A 16936-nucleotide genomic window follows, 5' to 3' on the forward strand; every position below is an offset into this window, starting at 1 on the left:
CTGGTCGCTTTGATGTCTAATTTCTCACAAGTGCCAGACAGTACGACATCTCCACTACTGGTCGCATCTACGGATACATCGCCACCCATGACTTCCGCATTGATGTCTCCAGAAGAGGAAGCTTTGATGGCAAAATCACGGGTTTTAATTTTCTTTGCCGTTACGCTGCTGCTGGAAGACGCATCAAGACGGTCAATGCCGAGGGCGGTAACGCGCACTGTGTAGGTGGGTACGCGCTCGCCATTTATTTTTATTACGCGCTGCCCATCAACGCGCTTGATTGATATGTTCCTGTTGCCTGACACTATACCGAAGAACCGCTGCCAACTCGATGTGTTCTTATCCTTCCATATCTCTTCAGGGCGTGTGGCAATAAGTACGCCATCCTCTACCCGCAGCTCCAGACCGCTGAAATCGCCACTCTCGGTATAAGCCACTACACTGAAGGCATCGCCCTGTGTGAGTTCGACATCAATGGCAGCACTGGCATATACACCGGTAAATCCGCTGAGATTGTACGTCTTACTCTGTTCGCTCATTTCGTCTCTCCTTGTTGACTCCTCAGCGTGACTTGTGAGCCAACTCACAAGCGCGACCATGACCAGAAAAATAGTAAGATATCGATGAAATTGCATTGCAACCTCTCCTTACTTTTTCACCCTGAACTTCGCCACCACATCTTCATCCAGGTCCACGCCCAGGCCGGGTTGATCTGTCAGATATAAGGCACCATTTCGAAATGTCATATCGTGTTGGGCCAGCTTTTGTGCCAGGGGAGATGGCGCTCGCGTGTATTCTGTCAGCGGTTGTTCGCTCGCTGCGGCCCATTGGGCAGATGCTGCCAATAAGACACCAGTGCCAAATGCGTGGGGCACGGCGCGCGCTCCCGTCTCATTCGCCAATTTTTCAATCGCCAGGCCGCCGGTAATTCCGCCTACGCGCCCCAGATCGGGTTGTACAAAGTGGAGTTTGCCATTGTGCAACAAGTCGGCGTATTCACTCATCAGAGTCATCGCTTCGCCTCCTGCAATTGGGATGGATGACTGTGTTGAGAGTTCGCCGTATCCCTGCACATCAAACGGATGCAACGGCTCTTCGAGCCAGAATACATTGTATTTTTCAAATCGCGCCACGCGTTCCAACGCGGTTTCCGCATCCCACGCGCGGCCGGCATCTACCATCAAATTTACATCTGGTCCCAAAGCCTCTCGCGCTGCTGCGACCAGTGCCTCGTCTAAGTCTGCATCCGGTCCCATTGGCGCCCAGCCGTATTTTACAGACTGATAATCCTGCGCCAAAAATGCGCTCGCGGATTCTTTTACTAATCCAGGACGCTCGGGCCACAGGACGCTCGCATAGGCGGGCACTACATCTGCCGCATCTTCTCGCAATAGCTTGCGCACGGGTTTGCCTGCGGCTTTGCCCCAAATATCCCACAGTGCCATGTCAATGCCACTCATGGCCTGTCGCGCCACGCCGCCTGGACCATACCAGGATACGCCTTCGATCATGGCGTTGTGAATTGCGTCAAAATCCAGCGCGTCCATGCCGGTTATAATCGCTGATAGGCCATGGCGAAATGGTGCAGAACGCGGTGCTTCAATTACGGCTTTGGCTACATAGGAACACGATACGACTTCACCCAATCCCGTTATGTTCTCATCGGTATGCACCCGCACGATCAGGCAGTCCTGAGTGCCATCGGCTGCCTCTACAACTTCTGGCAACCGCAGGTGAATGGCTTCAATATGGGTAATTTTCATTTGTTAGCTTTTTTGCAATACCCGCCATCGGTCGTACAATGGGCGCATCTCTTTTGGCAAAAATTCGCGCACATTGTCCGCGAGCATCCACGCCAGACGCGGGTCTACTTCGGAGGGTTTGCCGTCCTTTGAGTACATACTCCAGCTTCCGGACAGGGTCAATCGCTCCACATCCTTTTTCATTACTCCGCGGTGAATCAAATTGCCAGTCCAAAACACGGTTTGCCCGGCTTTGAGGGGTACGGCATATTGTCCCGGAATATCGTCGTGGCGTTCTTCTAACAAGCACCTGCGCTCGTGAGCGGTGCGGTACCTTTTGTGACTGCCGGGTACAATTTGCAGACAATAATCATCCACCAGGGCGAGATGCCACCTCAAACCCCTTTGGGGACGATTCAAGATTTCCATTTCTACCTGATACGATCCGTCGCGTTCCTTGCCGCCAAAATCTCGGTGCCAGCCAAAACCGTAATCCGCCTGATATGGATTTGTGAAGATGAGTGCGCCTCCCAATTGCAACTGCGTGCCCAAAAAAGCGCGCGTGTATTTCATTATGGGTTCTGACATCAGATATTCGGCAAAAAGCGGCTCGTTCATTTCGGGGGCAAACAGCCCGCGAATCGCCCAGGGTTCTCCATCTTCCGAGCGGTGGGTGTACAAATCCACGTCATCTGAACGCACCTTTTGCTTAGTGCGAATCGCAGCTTCCAACAGAGGTTTTAGCATATCGGGATCGACTGCGTCATCTACAATAAAAAACCCCTGCTTCCGGTACTGCCGTTTCTCGGTGTCGCAAAACATGACCGCCTCCTTTCATGTGCGGCGCAATATAGGTGTGTTGCGCAGCAAATACAAAAAAAAAGCGCGGGGGTATTGCGCGAGACGAAACAGAAAACAGTGGCAGGTCAGTGTCATTGTGATATTTTAAGAGAGGATACAAAGTATTGTGAGAACAAGCGATTGAAATGGAGGGAGACATGATTGGACCGCGGTTGAGTGATGAAGCGTTTTTTGAGGCGCTCGATTTGTCGCGTGAGGATATGAGGGCTGTAAAAAGGGCGGTAGAGGCGCGAGATTGGACGGGTGCGCGGCGTGCGTTTGCAGAACACATTCGCACGCGAGAATATCCGCGATGGTTTTCGGATTGGCGAAATCAGTCAGAGCCGCAGGACCGGGATGCAGAGGTCGAACTGGTGCGCGTGGGAGATCGCGCGATCAGAGATATCGATCTGGAAAAGGCCGACCGCATTGTGGCAAATACGCTGGTGAGTTGTGATGTGGAAGAGGCGTTTGGGGATGTGATCAATTGGGAATTGGATCCGATCAATTACAGGGAATGGACGTGGCAGTTGTCGCGCCATCCGTTTTGGGTCACGCTGGGGCAGGCGTATTGGAAAACAGGCGATGAAAAATATGCCAGGGCATTCAGGCGGCAGATGCGGCACTGGATTGAACATGTGCTGATGCCGGTGGGGGAGGATGGCAATACCTGGAAAGACGATGCAGAGATGGGTACGGATCGCACGAATTGCTGGCGCACGATTGAATGTGGGATTCGGATGGGACAGACGTGGCCCGCGGCGTTTTACTATTTTCTCTCGTCTGAAACATTTGCAGATGACGATGTGTGTTTGATGGTGAAGAGTATGGTCGAACACGCGCGACATCTCACGCTATGGCCGCGCGGTGGCAACTGGCAGACGATGCAGGCCAATGGGCAATATCACGTTGGGGCATTGTTTCCCGAGTTCAAAGAAGCCGCAAGCTGGCGCGAGATTGCAATGCAGTCGCTGTATGAAGAATTGGATGAGCAGGTTTATCCCGATGGCGCACAGATTGAGTTGTCGAGTGGGTATCATCAGGTGAGTTTGCGAAATTTTGTGATGGCGCTCGCGATTGCGCGGTTGAATGATTTGCCCTTGCCGGCGGATTATGTCGCAAAATTGGAGCGGATGTATCACTACGATTTGTATCTATCTATGCCCAATTTGCGTTTGCCCGCGCTCAATGACGGGGGTCAGACGGATATCGCGCCCTACATGCAGGGTGGGTTCAGGTTTTTTCCAGAACGGACGGATTTTCAATGGGCGGGTTCCGGACGTGTGGAAGGGACAAAGCCGCAAACCCTGTCTTGTGCTTTTCCCTATGCGGGGCATTTTGTTATGCGTTCGGGATGGGAACCGGATGATCTCTATCTCTTTTTCGACGGTGGCCCGTTTGGCTATGGACATCAGCACGAAGATAAGCTGAATATTATGCTGTACGCACACGGTCGCGTGCATGTAGTGGATCCGGGAAATTATCCTTATGATTCGTCGCAGTGGCGCACTTATGTGCTGTCAACCCGCGCGCACAATACGGTGATGGTGGATGGGATGGAGCAGAATCAGCGCGGGAAGTCAAGAGAGGATTACGTGGTGTCCGAGCCGCTTCCGCATACGTGGATTTCAAATGAGAAATGCGATTATGCGTCGGCGAGTTACGATTTGGGATATGGGTCTGAGAGGGATCAGACGGTTACACATACGCGGTCGATTTTGTTTGTGAAACCCGAGTTCTGGATTGTGACGGATGTTCTCATGCCCTCGGATGAGGCGTCTCACACGTATGAAGCGATGTTTCATCTGGATGCGGATGATGCCGAGGTGCTGGCGAATGGGCGCGGTGTTATGACGAGAAACAGTGGGGGAGAGAGCAATCTGGGCATTTATGCCATTTCGACAAAGCCGATAGATGTGCGGATTGTAAGCGGACAGGAAGAGCCGACCGTGCAGGGTTGGATTCCCCGGGGAGGACCCTATCAGTGCGAACCCATTCCAACGGCAATTTTCAAAGCAGAGGGCGATGGTCCCGCGCTGATGTCATACGTTTTATATCCAGTGAAAGCGGGTGAAGGATCTCCTGTAGCACAGGTGGAATATATTCCCGCAGTGGCCGACAATGGGCGGGTTGCGATGGCAGGGCGGATTGCGTTGCGCGATGGCAGGGAGATTTATTTTGTGCAATCAGAAGCTGGCGAAGGTTGGGTACGCGTTTCTGATGGGGAAACCGATGCCGAAGCGGGCGCGATGGAGTTGGTTGATGGATTTGTGAATAAAATAGCTCTCGCAAATGGACAAACAGTGCGGGTATATGGGCAGGAGATTCGGGAAGGGCAGATGGTGTAAGTTTATAGCTGTTTGATGTCGATGCCGCCGTTGAGGGTTTGGAGTTTGATATTCGGGCCATTTCCGCCATTGAGGTTGCCACGGAGGGACTTGCTAATGCGCCCGCCAACGCGCCCTTTGACTTCAATTGGAAATTCTGTATCAATATGGCCTATCGTACTTTTGGCTTGAATGTGACCTTGAAAGTCTGAGGGAAGGGACAGTTTCAACCCGCCGTTTACAGTTTCTGCACGAATGTCGTCCTGTATTTGCTCGGCAATTGCGATTTCAATGCTGCCGTTCACGGTTTCGGCTTTTATACCACCGATAATCTCAGTGAGATTGATTTTGCCGTTCACGGTTTCAACATCGATTGCGCCGCGCGTGCCATTGATTTTGATACTGCCATTCACGGTTTCGCTTTTCACATTGCCCGTAGTCGAGGGGATAGAAATACTTCCGTTGACTGTATCGAGGTCCAGGCGCACGTTTTTGGGGACTGTGATTGTATAGTTTACGCTTATATTCCAGTCCTTAAATAGGTTCCACTTGTTGTCGGGGCGTTGGGTGCGAATCTCGATACCGCTGTCTGTTTCTTCAATTTCGATGGTGGTGGTTTCGAGTAGTTCTTCGGCGCCTTCTTCATCGCTCGCTTTTGCTTTTTTTACGGCGCGGACAAAGACCTGATCGCTGGTCCAGGTTTTAAGCGTGATTCCACCATTGCGGGCATGTATAGAGAGCATTTTGCCAGGGGCAAAATCAAGGGTGTATTCGACGATTTCTTCGCGTTTTTCCGCGGCACTGGCCGGGAGTGTGAATAATGCGGCAAGAACGAAAATCAGGCGCGAGGTCATGGCAAGTCTCCTTCATAACTGTGGGTTGTGAAACGCAACAGTGAGGTAAAGAATTAGACTCGTTCTTATATTAAGGGTTTCGGATTTTTGGGATTGAAGTGAAACAATTTTGGGACAGACCCCACTATTTTTTATAAAAAGGATTACATCGAGTCTTTCGAGGGGATATGGCTTCAAGCAAGATGCGGCGAATTATCGTAGTGGGCACCTGCGGGTCGGGCAAGACAACTTTAGCGGCTGAGGTCGCCCGGCGACTGCAGGCCCCCCACATTGAATTGGATGCTCTGCATTGGGGTCCAAACTGGACACCGGTCGATCTCAAAGTTTTCAGGGCAAATACAGAAGAAGCGCTGAAGAGTGACAGTTGGGCAGTGGATGGAAATTATAGCAAGGTGCGCGATATTGTGTGGCCGCGAGCCGATACGGTGGTGTGGCTGCGGTATTCGCTCTTTGTCATTTACTGGCAGCTTATGCGGCGTACCTTGAGACGGGTGTGGTGTAAAGAGGTGTTGTGGAGTGGTAACAGGGAGGAATGGCACAATGTGTTTGCACGAGATTCCCTGTTTTTGTGGGCAATAACTTCCAATCGCAAACACCGTCGCCGTTATCCGTTATTATTCGAAGAGTACGATCATTTGAAGGTTGTGGTATTGAATTCGCCCAGAGAAATGCGCCAGTGGCTACGAGAGACTTTTCCCGAGAAATAGAGGTTGGCCATCAGCGGCGTATCATGACGCCAAAGGCATTGACGGTTGGGGTTCTGATCGTTGTCGCGGTGAATCTGTTGGCGCCGTTTTCCGAGTGGATTGTGCGATCCACGCTGTTGACGACCAATTATTTTCCGCTGGGGTTGGCGGCGTTGTTCATTTTTGTGGTTGTGGTTTTAAACCCGGTTTTGAAGGCAGTGAAGCGCGAGGGAGGATTGACGGGTGATGAATTGGGCGTGGTCTATACGATGCTTTTGGCGGCGGTATCGGTGCCGACTTATGGGGTGACTGGTTATGTGATTTCCGTGTCGGCTTCGCCCTTTTATTTTGCGACAACTGAAAATGGTTGGGGCGAATTTATACACGACCATGTGCCCCTGTGGGCTGTGCCCGGAGGGGGACGCGCAGTGGCGTGGTTTTTTGAGGGTTTGCCGCCGGGCGCGAAAATTCCGTGGGAAGTGTGGATCATGCCGTTGTTCTGGTGGGGATCGGTGATTGTCGCAACACTGACGCTTTGCACTTGTCTTATTGCGGTGTTTCGCAAGCAGTGGGTAGATAAAGAGCGGCTGAATTTTCCTCTGGTTGATGTGCCGCTGGCGATGATGGATGGCGCCGAAGATGGTCGGATTTTGCCAAAATTTATGCGTAGCCGATTGTTCTGGGTCGGCTTTGCCCTTGCCGCAGGCAAAATTGCTTGGAATGTGCCGGGTTATTTTTTTGAGGCCTGGCCGAGTATTCCCGCTATTCGATTGAGCATTCCGGGTGGGCAGGTTTGGCCGGGTATTTCGTCAAATTTTTCGCTGCCTCTGGTGGGGATTACGTATTTTGTCAATGTGGATGTGATTTTTAGTGTGTGGTTTTTCAACTTGTTTAATATGGCTGAGATCGCGCTGTTTAATCGCACGGGATTTACCATTGGCACATCAGAGGTTTATTCGGTGAGTCCGGCAGCGTTGGGATGGCAGGGGTTTGGGGCGTTTGTGGCGATCGTGCTGGGCAGTATTTGGGTTGCGCGCGAACATTTGCGCGGGGTGTGGCGAACCGCGTTGGGACAAGACAATGGCGTTTCAGACCGCGATGAGATCATGGGCTATCGCACAGCGCTGATAGGGATTGCGCTTGGGGTCGTGTACATTCTTTTTTGGTTGACGCGCATTGGCATCCACCCCGGCGTGGCTTTGTTGCTTCTCTTTGCGGTTATTACGCTTTATCTGGGTCTGACGCGCATTGTCATTGAAGGCGGACTGGTTTTTGTGCGGGGACCTCTCGTGCCGCAGGCTTATGCGATGCATCTCATTGGTCCGGCGGATTTGACGGGTTCAACGATGACAGGGCTGGGACTGTCGTATGGATGGGCATGCGATCCCATCGCCACATTTATGCCTTTTGGCGCAAATGCTGCACGCGTACACAGCGAGCGCCGATTTCCTCAAGGCGTTTATCTCACTGCGGTTGGATTGGCACTGGGTATTAGTCTGATTGTATCTTTTTATTTTTCGCTCAAGCTGGCGTATGCTTCGGGTGCATACAATTTTGGCGAGTGGGTCTTTCGCCGTGGGGGACAGGTCCCTTATGATACGGTTGTAGCTAAAATTAAGGCGGCAGAGACGCTCAAATTTGGTCATTTTGCGTTTTTGGGCATTGGTGCGCTTGTGACGGTTTTGTTGACGTACTTACGTCATCGCTTCGCATGGTGGCGCTTGCATCCTATCGGGTTTTCAATTGCTTCTGTGGGACAAGTACGATGGACCCTGTTGTCGCTATTTGCCGCCTGGGCGATTAAAACACTTTTGATCCGCTTTGGCGGTTTGATGCTTTACAATGGCGCAAAGCCCTTTTTTGTGGGTCTGGTCGTGGGGCACTTTTCAGGCGCTGGCGTGTCGTTTATTATCGATGCACTGTGGTTTCGCGGACATGGGCACAGTTTATATTTTTAAGAAGGAGGTTTATGATGAATGTGATTTGTATTTGTCTGGATACGTTTCGCGCCGATATTGTCGGGCCAAATCAGAAGCTGAGTTTTGTCGAGACGCCGAATATGGATGCGTTTGCCGCAGAGTCCGTGGTGTTTGAACGGGCTTTCGGGGAATGCCAGCCGACGCTGCAGACGCGGCGGGGTTTGTTTACTGGGCGGCGCACCTTTCCATGGCGATACAATTTTGACCGGCGCGGGCACTGGCATCACGCGCCAGGTTGGCACAAAATTCCGCCGGAACAAGATACGCTCGCTGAAATTCTGGTTGCGAATGGGTATATGACCGGGTTGGTCGCCGATACGTATCACATGTTTAAGCCGACGATGAATTATACGCGCGGATTTGTGACGTATGATTTTATTCGCGGACAGGAGAGCGACAACTGGCGGTTTGGCACGCGGGAATCGATTGAAGATTTGTTGCGGCCGCATGTGCGTGAACCGATCAACTGGGATCGGCATGTCGGGCTAATGCAATACATGTTCAATCAGAAGTTTCGGCAATGCGAAGAGGATTACAGTTGTGCGCGTGTGTTTCGGCGCGCGGCGGATTGGCTGAGCGAGAATGCAAACAATGCGCCGTTTTTCCTGTGGATCGATTCTTTTGATCCGCACGAGCCATGGGATCCGCCGCGGGAATATGCAGATCGGTATATGCCCGATTGGGATGGGAAAGATTTTATTACACCTGGAGCTGGAAATGATGGCGATGGGGTGAGCGATGCGGAGAGAGAACGGATCAAGGCGCTTTATTTTGGCGAGGTCACCTTGGTGGATCGCTGGGTGGGGCACTTGCTGGAGCGGGTCGATGATCTGGGTCTGAAAAGCGATACGATTGTGATGTTGATGTCAGATCACGGCACGCAGGTGCTGGATCACGGACAATTTGGCAAAGGACCAGATCGCCTGCATCCGTACAACACGCGGTTGAACTGGATGGTGCGACATCCCGATGTGTGCAAGCGCGTTTCGGGTTTTGTTCAGGCGCACGATTTGTTGCCTACTGTGTTGGGCTTGCTGGATATTCCCTGCCAGGCCGTGGAGGGGGCAGATGTCTGGCCGCTGGTGACGGGAGAGGTGGATGCTGTGCGGGATCACGTTGTGATTGGCTGGGCCAGTTTTTCAACCGGGCCAGCCACGGGCAGGGCATCAGTGCGCGATGATCAGTGGAATTATACGGTGAGTTTGAATGATGTGAACAATGAACAACTCTTTGACCTTGTTGCCGATCCCGATGAGCATACCAATGTCGCTGCAGATCATCCCGATGTGGTGGCTTTGCAAAGATCGCGCATCCAGGCGGTGATTCACCAACCCCTGCCCGCCACATTTAACGAAGTGTGCGACAACGCGCCAGCACCGAGTGCCCTGTTTGTGCAGGGCAGAAAAAGAATGGGGTGAATGGGAGAATTGCAAAATGCTAAAGAAATCTCTTGGAATATTTTTTTATGTGGTAATTTTAGGTCAGAGTGCGTGTAACAATGACGAGCCAATCGAGAATTCATCAGATGCGCAACCCGGACCTACAAAAACTCAGGTTCACAAAAACCCACCTGAACCGGTGTTGGATAGGTGGGATATTGCTGATAGAGAAACAATCAGACTTCAACCATCTGTGTTTTCCCAACTGCCTGAGAATATTGTCCTGGAACTTCAATCCAGACAATGCACGATTCCACAGATATACGATGATCCTAAACCACATAACGTCATCAGTGGAGAATTTGAAAAGCAGGACCAAACAGATTGGGCTGTCTTATGCTCAAAAGATCTGACTTCCTCTATCCTGATATTTTGGAACGGCTCAGTGGAAAACCCCACAATTCTGTCTCCACTGCCAGACAAAGGAGCTTTGCAAGGCATTGGCGATGACCGAATTGGTTATAGCAGATATATCGCTACAGTGGGAAAAGCGTTTATTGAAGATCACTATAGAGCGTATGGTGGCCCTCAACCCCCAGCAATTCATCATGATGGCATAGCTGACGGGCAAGCAGGCAAGGGGTCAAGTGTTCACTATTATCACAACGGTAAATGGCTGCGACTTACGGGTGCTGATTGAGAGGTCGTGGCGACCTTAAAAAGGTAAGTCGCTGAGCTATTAAGGTCTTTCGGGTTCAGGTCCCTGCGGGCTACCCAATGCACACAGATGTTCGACAAAATAACGAGCACTGGGGCATTGAGAATGCCGAGCGGCCCGTCTAACATCAAATCCGTGGACGTGAATGAATTTTCTGGCAAAAGAGAGTTTTGTTGCCCCTGGCCCTCTGCCCTTTTGGGTGCGGAGTTCCTTCAGTCGATCCCAGGGCATTTCATCTAATGTTTCTGGATGAGTTTCGTAAAAGGTGTCATCCCCCAACCACTGGCGCATCGCCTTTGTATCGGCGAGAAACCAGGACTCCATAGCCTTCTTCGCAATCGTGACGAGATCAATTCCCTGAAAGCCGATAATTTCCTTGCGTTTTTGCACACACGGCGCACAAGTATCGGGATCAAGGTCAGCGAGTACAACTACCTTATCCGGATTTGCAATCGTCCTGAGATTTCTGACAAAGGTTTCGATGTTATGACTACACATGTTGCCGTTACCAGCAGCATCAACTACCGGATCAACCACTTCCAGATTGCAGTCCTCACGTAGCCATTTCCGAAACAATTCGCTTTCAACCAGCCGCTTTTCTGAAGCACCCTCCACCACGAACCCCACAGTCACCATGGCAGCCCTCCACCCAGGAGATTCGAGAGCCATACTTCATCAAGGCCTAACGGGGCCATGTCCTTCTCAGAGAGATTTACAGCATCAGCGCGCTTCATGGTCGTACGGCCATCAACCTTATCCACGAGAATGAGTTCACGCAGTTTAAGTGCGCGCACAACGGACTCGCTATGAGTAGTCAACCATATCGGATTTTCAGGCGAAGCCTGTTGCCGCATCATATCTACGAGTTCGCGGATGGCCTTAGCGTGCAGCCCTCTCTCTGGCTCCTCAATCAACGTCATTCCGCCATCTGAAGGTGCGTCCAACACAGCTACCAGTAAAGAGAGAGCGTAAATTGTACCGTCTGAAATGAGATGAGCTGGGAATCGCCTTTTAGTCCCTTTTTCTTGAAATAGTAAGGCGGTGCTACCATCCAGTCTCTGCTTTTCAATCTGGATATTCTCGATCCCTGGAACAATCATCTCCATCCACTCTAAAATATTTTCGCACACTTCTGGATCGGCCTCTAAACGCTGCAAAACACTTGCCAGATTTTGCCCATTGCGATCTAATCGCGTTGGATCAAAGTCAGATATATCCGGCTCTTTTGCATCCTTAGGTTCAATTCGATACACATTCAAATTAATCAGGAATTCGGTAAACTGTCGTCTTGTGGATATCCCTAAAACCGAATAGCTACCTGGGAATACACTTGCACTAGTCCGTTCTCCTTTTTCGTAGATCTCCACCTCGGCCCTGTTCCGCTCAACAAGTTTTTTCCCATTGGCGTATAAGTATTCTTCGATATTGGTTTCGCTATCGAGGTCGTGAATGCACAATGAGTAGTGAAATGCCGACGACGTTTCTGACTTATCTTCGCATAGGTCGCATTCGATTTCAAAACAGAATTTTTTGGAATCTGGCCCGCGACGCTTCGCCGAATGGATATTTGCAAATCCCCCATGCGTGCGTAGCGCGATTCCTATCCCGCCGAGCACAAAGAGACGGACAAAGTCCAGTGCATCAAAAAAATTACTTTTGCCCGAGCCATTCGCTCCCGCGAATACCGAGAAGGAGGAAAGGTCCGTTATCTCCAAAGAGTCAATGCTCTTGAAGTTGGCAATCTTCAATCTGCGGATGAGTCTATCGCTCATGGCTCTGCCTTGTATAAATACGATGGTTTAAAGGGGTTACACGGCTTGATTATCCAGATGAAGCCCGAATACGTTCACTAACCCATTCCTGAATCAGATTTACCCGAGAGATACCTCGCGACATAGCAAGTGCCTCTACAACCTTAAATTCATCAGGCGCCAAGCGAACAGTGACAGAAGTTTGACGCTTAAAAACAGGTTCACTCACTTCTTCGAGTTCTCCCTCAAAATCGGTTAAGTTATGCATATCCCAGAAATGAGTGAGTTCTTGAATAGAATCGGTCTTTGGAATGTTTGTACGAGTCATTAGTTCCTCAATCCTAACCCTAAACCACTACTGGATCGCTATTTTTTGCGGCTTGCCAGGCGCGCCAGTCGCTGAGGAAGCGTTCCAGACCGATGTCGGTTAAGGGGTGTGCGAGTAACTTGCTCAATACATCGGGGGGGAGGGTCGCAACATCTGCGCCAGCGAGGGCGCATTCGACGACGTGTTTGGGCGAGCGCAAACTCGCGGCCAACACCTGGGTGTCAAATCCATAATTGTCGTAAATCTGGCGGACCGTGCTGATCAATTCCATGCCATCTTGTCCCAAATCATCCAGGCGGCCAATAAATGGGCTGATATAAGTCGCGCCTGCTTTGGCGGCCATCAGTGCCTGATTTGCAGAGAAGCAAAGGGTTACATTCACGCGAATCCCTTCATCCGAACACGTTTTGATCGCTTTTAGACCATCTGGCGTAATCGGAATTTTCACCACTACCTGTTCGTGAATCGCGGCATTTCGACGCGCTTCGGCGATCATGCCTTCGGTGTCGGTGCTGACCACTTCTGCGCTTACTGGTCCATCTACAATTCCGCAGATTGCGCGAATGATATCTTCAAATTCACCTTCTTCCTGCGACATAAGAGAAGGATTTGTCGTCACGCCATCCAGCACACCCATGGCCTGGGCTTCGCGGATTTCGTCTAAATTGGCTGTGTCGATAAAGAACTTCATGTGTGCCTCCTTTTTAAAATACGCGCTCGACCAAAAATGAACACATTTCTCTGAGTACTTCTCTCGATTCCGACGGGGGCAACTGGGCGAGACGCGCTTCGGCAGATTCGGCGCGCGTTTGGCAAGCCCGTTGCGCTTTTTCGATTGCGCCATATCTTCCCATCAAGTCAATCACCCACTCGATGTCTTCTTGCGATGTTGCATCTCGATCTCGATCCAGAATTTCTCGCACTTTTTGATTTTCCTCTGGCGTACAGTGGTTGAGCAAATCGATGACCATCAAGGTGCGCTTGCCCTCGGCAATGTCCCCGCCGCGCTCTTTGCCATAACCCCCGGATGTGGTTGTGGGAGCTAATGTTGCATCGGTATCTTCAACGACGATATTGAGCAAATCATCGCGAATTTGAAATGCAACAGCTATGGCTTCGCCAAAATCGCCAATCGCCCGTTTCATATCATCGCCAGCACCTGCAATAATCGCGCCCATGGTACAGGGACCGCGGCCGCTATACCATCCCGTTTTGCGCCGCAGCATGTCAACAAAATCGCGTACATCGGGAATGACTTCGGCATCAATCCAGCCGATATCCAATGCCTGCCCCTCAAATGTTGTTTGTGCGCCCTGGATCATTTCACAAAGCAAATCGAGCGTTGTTGTTTCTCCTAAAATTTCGCGATTTGCCTGCAATATTTCAAATACTTTTGAATAAAGCGCGTCGCCCACGTTAATGCTCAGTGGAATCCCGTGTATCAGATGCAAACACGGTTTTCCGCGCCGCATTAAAGAGGCATCCTCTATATCGTCGTGTACCAGGGCAAAGGACTGAAATAACTCAAAAGCAGCAGCCGTTCGCAACCCTACGTTGGGATCGCCCCCAAATGCTTCAATGCCCAATAGCACCAGGGCCGATCTGAACCGCTTGCCACCGCGCTGAGGGTAATCGCGCATAGGCGCGTACAAAAAATCAATTGGATCTTTATCGTTGGGCAAGAACTGGTACATTTCCTCGTCAATACGGGGCACCCAGGTTTCCAAATAATTTTTTAATCGCGTTTCCATTTATCGCTTAAACTCCTTTACTTTTTTGCGAATTTTTGCCTCGACATTTGCCGATAGAGGCCGAACGGGAATTTTTTCATCGCTGTGAGTAGCAACACCACCTGCGATGGGTATTTCAAGACGCGGATGTTTGGGTACATAAGGTTCTTTTTCCAACATGGCATGTAACAAGACGAGGGCGGCTTCTTTGTCGGGAATCGTTCCTCTCGTATTGCCATCGTCGCCGGGGGGCAATGGCGCGCCTACGCACGACGGACACCCCGCTTCGCATTCACATTCCGATACGACCATCCAACAGGCTGTTATGACATCTTCGATCATCTCATAAGCTTTTTCCGAAAAACCAATGCCTCCCGGATGCCGGTCATATACAAATGCGGTCGGACGCCCCGTATTGGAGCTATCTACTGTGGTGCCAATATCCATGACATCGCACATCGCAAATAGGGGTAGCACTTCTCCCATTACATTGGCAATGCCTTTGAGTCCTTCAGATGGCACGCGCCCATGTCGCCGGCACTGGTTTAGCCCTTCCTGGGGCGGTACGATCCAGCAGGCGGCTGTATCGAGTTTGCGCTCGGGCAAATCGAGATTTTCCCAACCAATGCTGTCGCGGTCTTCGAATTTTACTTTTTTAAACATCGTTACCAGTGACGAGACTGAGACGTCGCCAAAATATACGTCACTGACGCGCCATGTGCCCGATATTTCGGTATCATTTACGACAATACTCGTCTCGTCAACCGCCTGGGTATAATAATCCAGTGCTTTTTGACTTACCCGTGCAATTTTGCGCTCTGTGTCGAGTTGATCGACAAAGTACGTCTGCCCATTGTGCAAATATACAGCGTGTGTATGTATCTGAAAAAACGCGCTGATTTCATCCAAGGAACCGATTACCTGCGGGTCACTTTCTGTCTCGTCGATAATAGTATAAGTCAGATCGCTGATATTGCGTAGCCCAACCTCTGCTGCGGGATATCCCGATTGGCTGTAAAACCACTGCCCGTTGAGCTGGCGCGCCATGCCTTCATCTGACAGGATCTCGAGCAGCGCACCGGTAAATTCTCCCATTACTTCGCCTTCTTCGCCCCGCACGGGCAATTCGCGCAAAGCACACCGCAGATGTCCCACGACGAGATGCGGATTGTTGGGGTCAATAGTTGCGTGTTCGGGCGATTGTCCGAAAAAGTAAGCCGGGTCGCGCATCAAAAATTGATCGATGGGCGCGTTGTGTGCCACAAAGACCACCAGCGACTCTTCGGACTGCCGTCCAGCCCGCCCAGCTTGCTGCCACATGCTGGAAATACTGCCCGGATATCCCACAATTAACGCGGCATCCAGGGCTCCAATATCAATGCCCAATTCCAGGGCATTGGTACTCACCACGCCGAGCAATTCACCTTCAAATAATTGTCGCTCAATTTCTCTCCGTTCTGCGGGCAAATATCCGCCGCGATAAGCCCGAACTGCGCCTGCCAACCGCTGGCTTACCAGTGATAGATCTTCTTGCACATAGCGATAGATCACTTCTGCGGATGTGCGTGCTCTCACAAACGCGATGGTTTGCACTCTGTTGTGGATGAGTTTGCCGAGCAACCAGCGCGCCTCGGTATTTGAACTGCGTCGATCACTCGTGGTGCCTTCCAGAAAAGGCGGATTCCAGAACGCAAAATGGCGTTTGCCTCTCGGGGAGCCATCCCGATCAATCAGGCACATCGGCTGTCCGGTCAATGCTTCGGCGTGTTCTTTGGGATTTGCTATGGTCGCCGAGCAGCACACGAATTGCGGGGGCGTGCCATAGTGCGCGCAAATTCGCATCAGGCGGCGCAATACATTGGCTACATGCGAGCCAAAGACCCCCCGGTAAGTGTGTATTTCGTCGAGCACCACATAGCGCAAATTCTGAAAAAAACGCGCCCAGCGCGGGTGGTTGGGCAATACGCCCTGATGCAACATATCGGGATTGCTCAAAATCACCCGCCCCTCTTCGCGCAGTGTTTTGCGCTGGTTGGACGGTGTATCCCCATCGTAAGTACCCAGAGAAAATTTCAATTGCTCGTTTAATTCGCCAAACCGCGCCAGTCCTCGCGCCTGATCCTGTGCCAGGGCTTTGGTCGGGAAGAGATAGAGCGCGGTTGCCTGTGGGTCGGATAACAGTGCTTCCAGTGTGGGTATTTGATAACACAGGGTTTTTCCACTCGCCGTTGCCGTTACGACTACTACGTCTTCCTGACGCCTTAGTGCGGCCAGCGCATCGGCCTGATGCGTATAGAGCCGATCAATGTCTTGCTGTTTCAAGGCGTCGGAGATTGCGGGATGCAGCGCGCAGTCATCAGCGACGAATGTAGCTTCTTGCGCGGGTATGGTTTCTATATGGGCTACCTGACCGGCATACCCATAGTCGCGGCGAACATGCGCGATAAATTGATTAAAATTCATCATGCGGGAAGGGCTTTTGAATTCCAAAGGGAGAGAGAAAGGAAGTGAAAAATAAAGAGGGAGGTACGACAACTATAGAAATATAGTTGGAAGGTGAAAATGGGTCAACTTAAAAGAGGCGAACAGGAGGCGGGATTTA

General features: G+C 51.1%; 15 protein-coding genes. 5 read left to right on the forward strand and 10 right to left on the reverse strand.

Features of this window, described 5'->3' with window-relative positions; genetic code table 11:
* The 3 genes from F4Y39_06225 to F4Y39_06235 all read right to left on the reverse strand — a co-directional run.
* Positions 1 to 635: hypothetical protein (locus F4Y39_06225; GenBank protein ID MYC13307.1), on the reverse strand; the 635-nt coding region annotated here is incomplete at its 3' end.
* A gap of 12 nt (positions 636 to 647) precedes the next feature.
* Positions 648 to 1763, reverse strand: coding sequence for a mandelate racemase/muconate lactonizing enzyme family protein (locus F4Y39_06230; protein ID MYC13308.1), 1116 nt, complete (start codon positions 1761 to 1763; stop codon positions 648 to 650).
* A gap of 3 nt (positions 1764 to 1766) precedes the next feature.
* Positions 1767 to 2564, reverse strand: a complete 798-nt coding sequence (locus F4Y39_06235) for a phytanoyl-CoA dioxygenase family protein (protein ID MYC13309.1) — start codon at positions 2562 to 2564, stop codon at positions 1767 to 1769.
* Between the two features lie 164 nt (positions 2565 to 2728).
* Here F4Y39_06235 and F4Y39_06240 point away from each other — a divergent pair, with 164 nt between their 5' ends.
* Positions 2729 to 4930 carry a hypothetical protein gene (locus F4Y39_06240; GenBank protein MYC13310.1) on the forward strand — a complete coding sequence of 734 codons (2202 nt, stop codon included), beginning with the start codon at positions 2729 to 2731 and terminating at the stop codon, positions 4928 to 4930.
* 2 nt (positions 4931 to 4932) lie between these two features.
* Here the strand turns inward: F4Y39_06240 and F4Y39_06245 are convergent, their stop codons facing one another.
* Positions 4933 to 5763, reverse strand: a complete 831-nt coding sequence (locus F4Y39_06245) for a hypothetical protein (protein ID MYC13311.1) — start codon at positions 5761 to 5763, stop codon at positions 4933 to 4935.
* 182 nt (positions 5764 to 5945) lie between these two features.
* Between F4Y39_06245 and F4Y39_06250 the strand changes: the two genes are divergently transcribed.
* The 4 genes from F4Y39_06250 to F4Y39_06265 are packed head-to-tail and all read left to right on the forward strand — an operon-like array spanning position 5946 to position 10507.
* The gene (locus F4Y39_06250) at positions 5946 to 6470 is read left to right on the forward strand and encodes an adenylate kinase (protein ID MYC13312.1); all 525 of its coding nucleotides are present in this window, start codon (positions 5946 to 5948) and stop codon (positions 6468 to 6470) included.
* Positions 6440 to 8407 (forward strand): hypothetical protein, encoded by a 1968-nt coding sequence (locus F4Y39_06255; GenBank protein ID MYC13313.1) that lies wholly within the window; start codon positions 6440 to 6442, stop codon positions 8405 to 8407. The genes F4Y39_06250 and F4Y39_06255 overlap by 31 nt, the downstream gene beginning before the upstream one ends.
* An 11-nt stretch (positions 8408 to 8418) precedes the next feature.
* Positions 8419 to 9846, forward strand: coding sequence for a sulfatase-like hydrolase/transferase (locus F4Y39_06260; GenBank protein ID MYC13314.1), 1428 nt, complete (start codon positions 8419 to 8421; stop codon positions 9844 to 9846).
* A 16-nt stretch (positions 9847 to 9862) separates the two neighbouring features.
* Complete coding sequence (locus F4Y39_06265) at positions 9863 to 10507, forward strand: hypothetical protein (protein MYC13315.1); 645 nt, start codon at positions 9863 to 9865, stop codon at positions 10505 to 10507.
* A gap of 39 nt (positions 10508 to 10546) precedes the next feature.
* Here the strand turns inward: F4Y39_06265 and F4Y39_06270 are convergent, their stop codons facing one another.
* Genes F4Y39_06270 through F4Y39_06295 form a run of 6 tightly spaced genes read right to left on the reverse strand, consistent with a single transcriptional unit; the run spans position 10547 to position 16800 of the window.
* Positions 10547 to 11161 carry a hypothetical protein gene (locus F4Y39_06270; protein ID MYC13316.1) on the reverse strand — a complete coding sequence of 205 codons (615 nt, stop codon included), beginning with the start codon at positions 11159 to 11161 and terminating at the stop codon, positions 10547 to 10549.
* Positions 11155 to 12297: an AAA family ATPase gene (locus tag F4Y39_06275; protein MYC13317.1), complete on the reverse strand. Its 1143-nt coding sequence runs from the start codon at positions 12295 to 12297 to the stop codon at positions 11155 to 11157. Before F4Y39_06275 ends, F4Y39_06270 begins: the two co-directional genes overlap by 7 nt.
* Positions 12298 to 12346: 49 nt before the next feature.
* The gene (locus F4Y39_06280; protein MYC13318.1) at positions 12347 to 12604 is read right to left on the reverse strand and encodes a hypothetical protein; all 258 of its coding nucleotides are present in this window, start codon (positions 12602 to 12604) and stop codon (positions 12347 to 12349) included.
* Between the two features lie 19 nt (positions 12605 to 12623).
* The gene (gene fsa, locus F4Y39_06285) at positions 12624 to 13295 is read right to left on the reverse strand and encodes a fructose-6-phosphate aldolase (GenBank protein ID MYC13319.1); all 672 of its coding nucleotides are present in this window, start codon (positions 13293 to 13295) and stop codon (positions 12624 to 12626) included.
* A 13-nt stretch (positions 13296 to 13308) separates the two neighbouring features.
* Positions 13309 to 14355, reverse strand: a complete 1047-nt coding sequence (locus F4Y39_06290; GenBank protein MYC13320.1) for a polyprenyl synthetase family protein — start codon at positions 14353 to 14355, stop codon at positions 13309 to 13311.
* On the reverse strand, positions 14356 to 16800 hold the full coding sequence (locus tag F4Y39_06295; GenBank protein ID MYC13321.1) for a DEAD/DEAH box helicase: 2445 nt from the start codon (positions 16798 to 16800) through the stop codon (positions 14356 to 14358).
* Positions 16801 to 16936: the final 136 nt, after the last annotated feature.

It is taken from the genome of Gemmatimonadota bacterium (assembly GCA_009838845.1).
Classification (GTDB): Bacteria; Latescibacterota; UBA2968; order UBA2968; family UBA2968; genus VXRD01.

Excerpts from the sequence above, each read along its gene's own strand:
- F4Y39_06230 (MYC13308.1), bottom strand. The coding sequence starts at position 1,763 with ATGAAAATTACCCATATTGAAGCCATTCACCTGCGGTTGCCAGAAGTT.
- F4Y39_06235 (MYC13309.1), bottom strand. The coding sequence starts at position 2,564 with ATGTTTTGCGACACCGAGAAACGGCAGTACCGGAAGCAGGGGTTTTTT.
- F4Y39_06240 (MYC13310.1), top strand. The coding sequence starts at position 2,729 with ATGGAGGGAGACATGATTGGACCGCGGTTGAGTGATGAAGCGTTTTTT.
- F4Y39_06245 (MYC13311.1), bottom strand. The coding sequence starts at position 5,763 with ATGACCTCGCGCCTGATTTTCGTTCTTGCCGCATTATTCACACTCCCG.
- F4Y39_06250 (MYC13312.1), top strand. The coding sequence starts at position 5,946 with ATGCGGCGAATTATCGTAGTGGGCACCTGCGGGTCGGGCAAGACAACT.
- F4Y39_06260 (MYC13314.1), top strand. The coding sequence starts at position 8,419 with ATGATGAATGTGATTTGTATTTGTCTGGATACGTTTCGCGCCGATATT.
- F4Y39_06265 (MYC13315.1), top strand. The coding sequence starts at position 9,863 with ATGCTAAAGAAATCTCTTGGAATATTTTTTTATGTGGTAATTTTAGGT.
- F4Y39_06270 (MYC13316.1), bottom strand. The coding sequence starts at position 11,161 with ATGGTGACTGTGGGGTTCGTGGTGGAGGGTGCTTCAGAAAAGCGGCTG.
- F4Y39_06275 (MYC13317.1), bottom strand. The coding sequence starts at position 12,297 with ATGAGCGATAGACTCATCCGCAGATTGAAGATTGCCAACTTCAAGAGC.
- F4Y39_06280 (MYC13318.1), bottom strand. The coding sequence starts at position 12,604 with ATGACTCGTACAAACATTCCAAAGACCGATTCTATTCAAGAACTCACT.
- fsa (MYC13319.1), bottom strand. The coding sequence starts at position 13,295 with ATGAAGTTCTTTATCGACACAGCCAATTTAGACGAAATCCGCGAAGCC.
- F4Y39_06290 (MYC13320.1), bottom strand. The coding sequence starts at position 14,355 with ATGGAAACGCGATTAAAAAATTATTTGGAAACCTGGGTGCCCCGTATT.
- F4Y39_06295 (MYC13321.1), bottom strand. The coding sequence starts at position 16,800 with ATGATGAATTTTAATCAATTTATCGCGCATGTTCGCCGCGACTATGGG.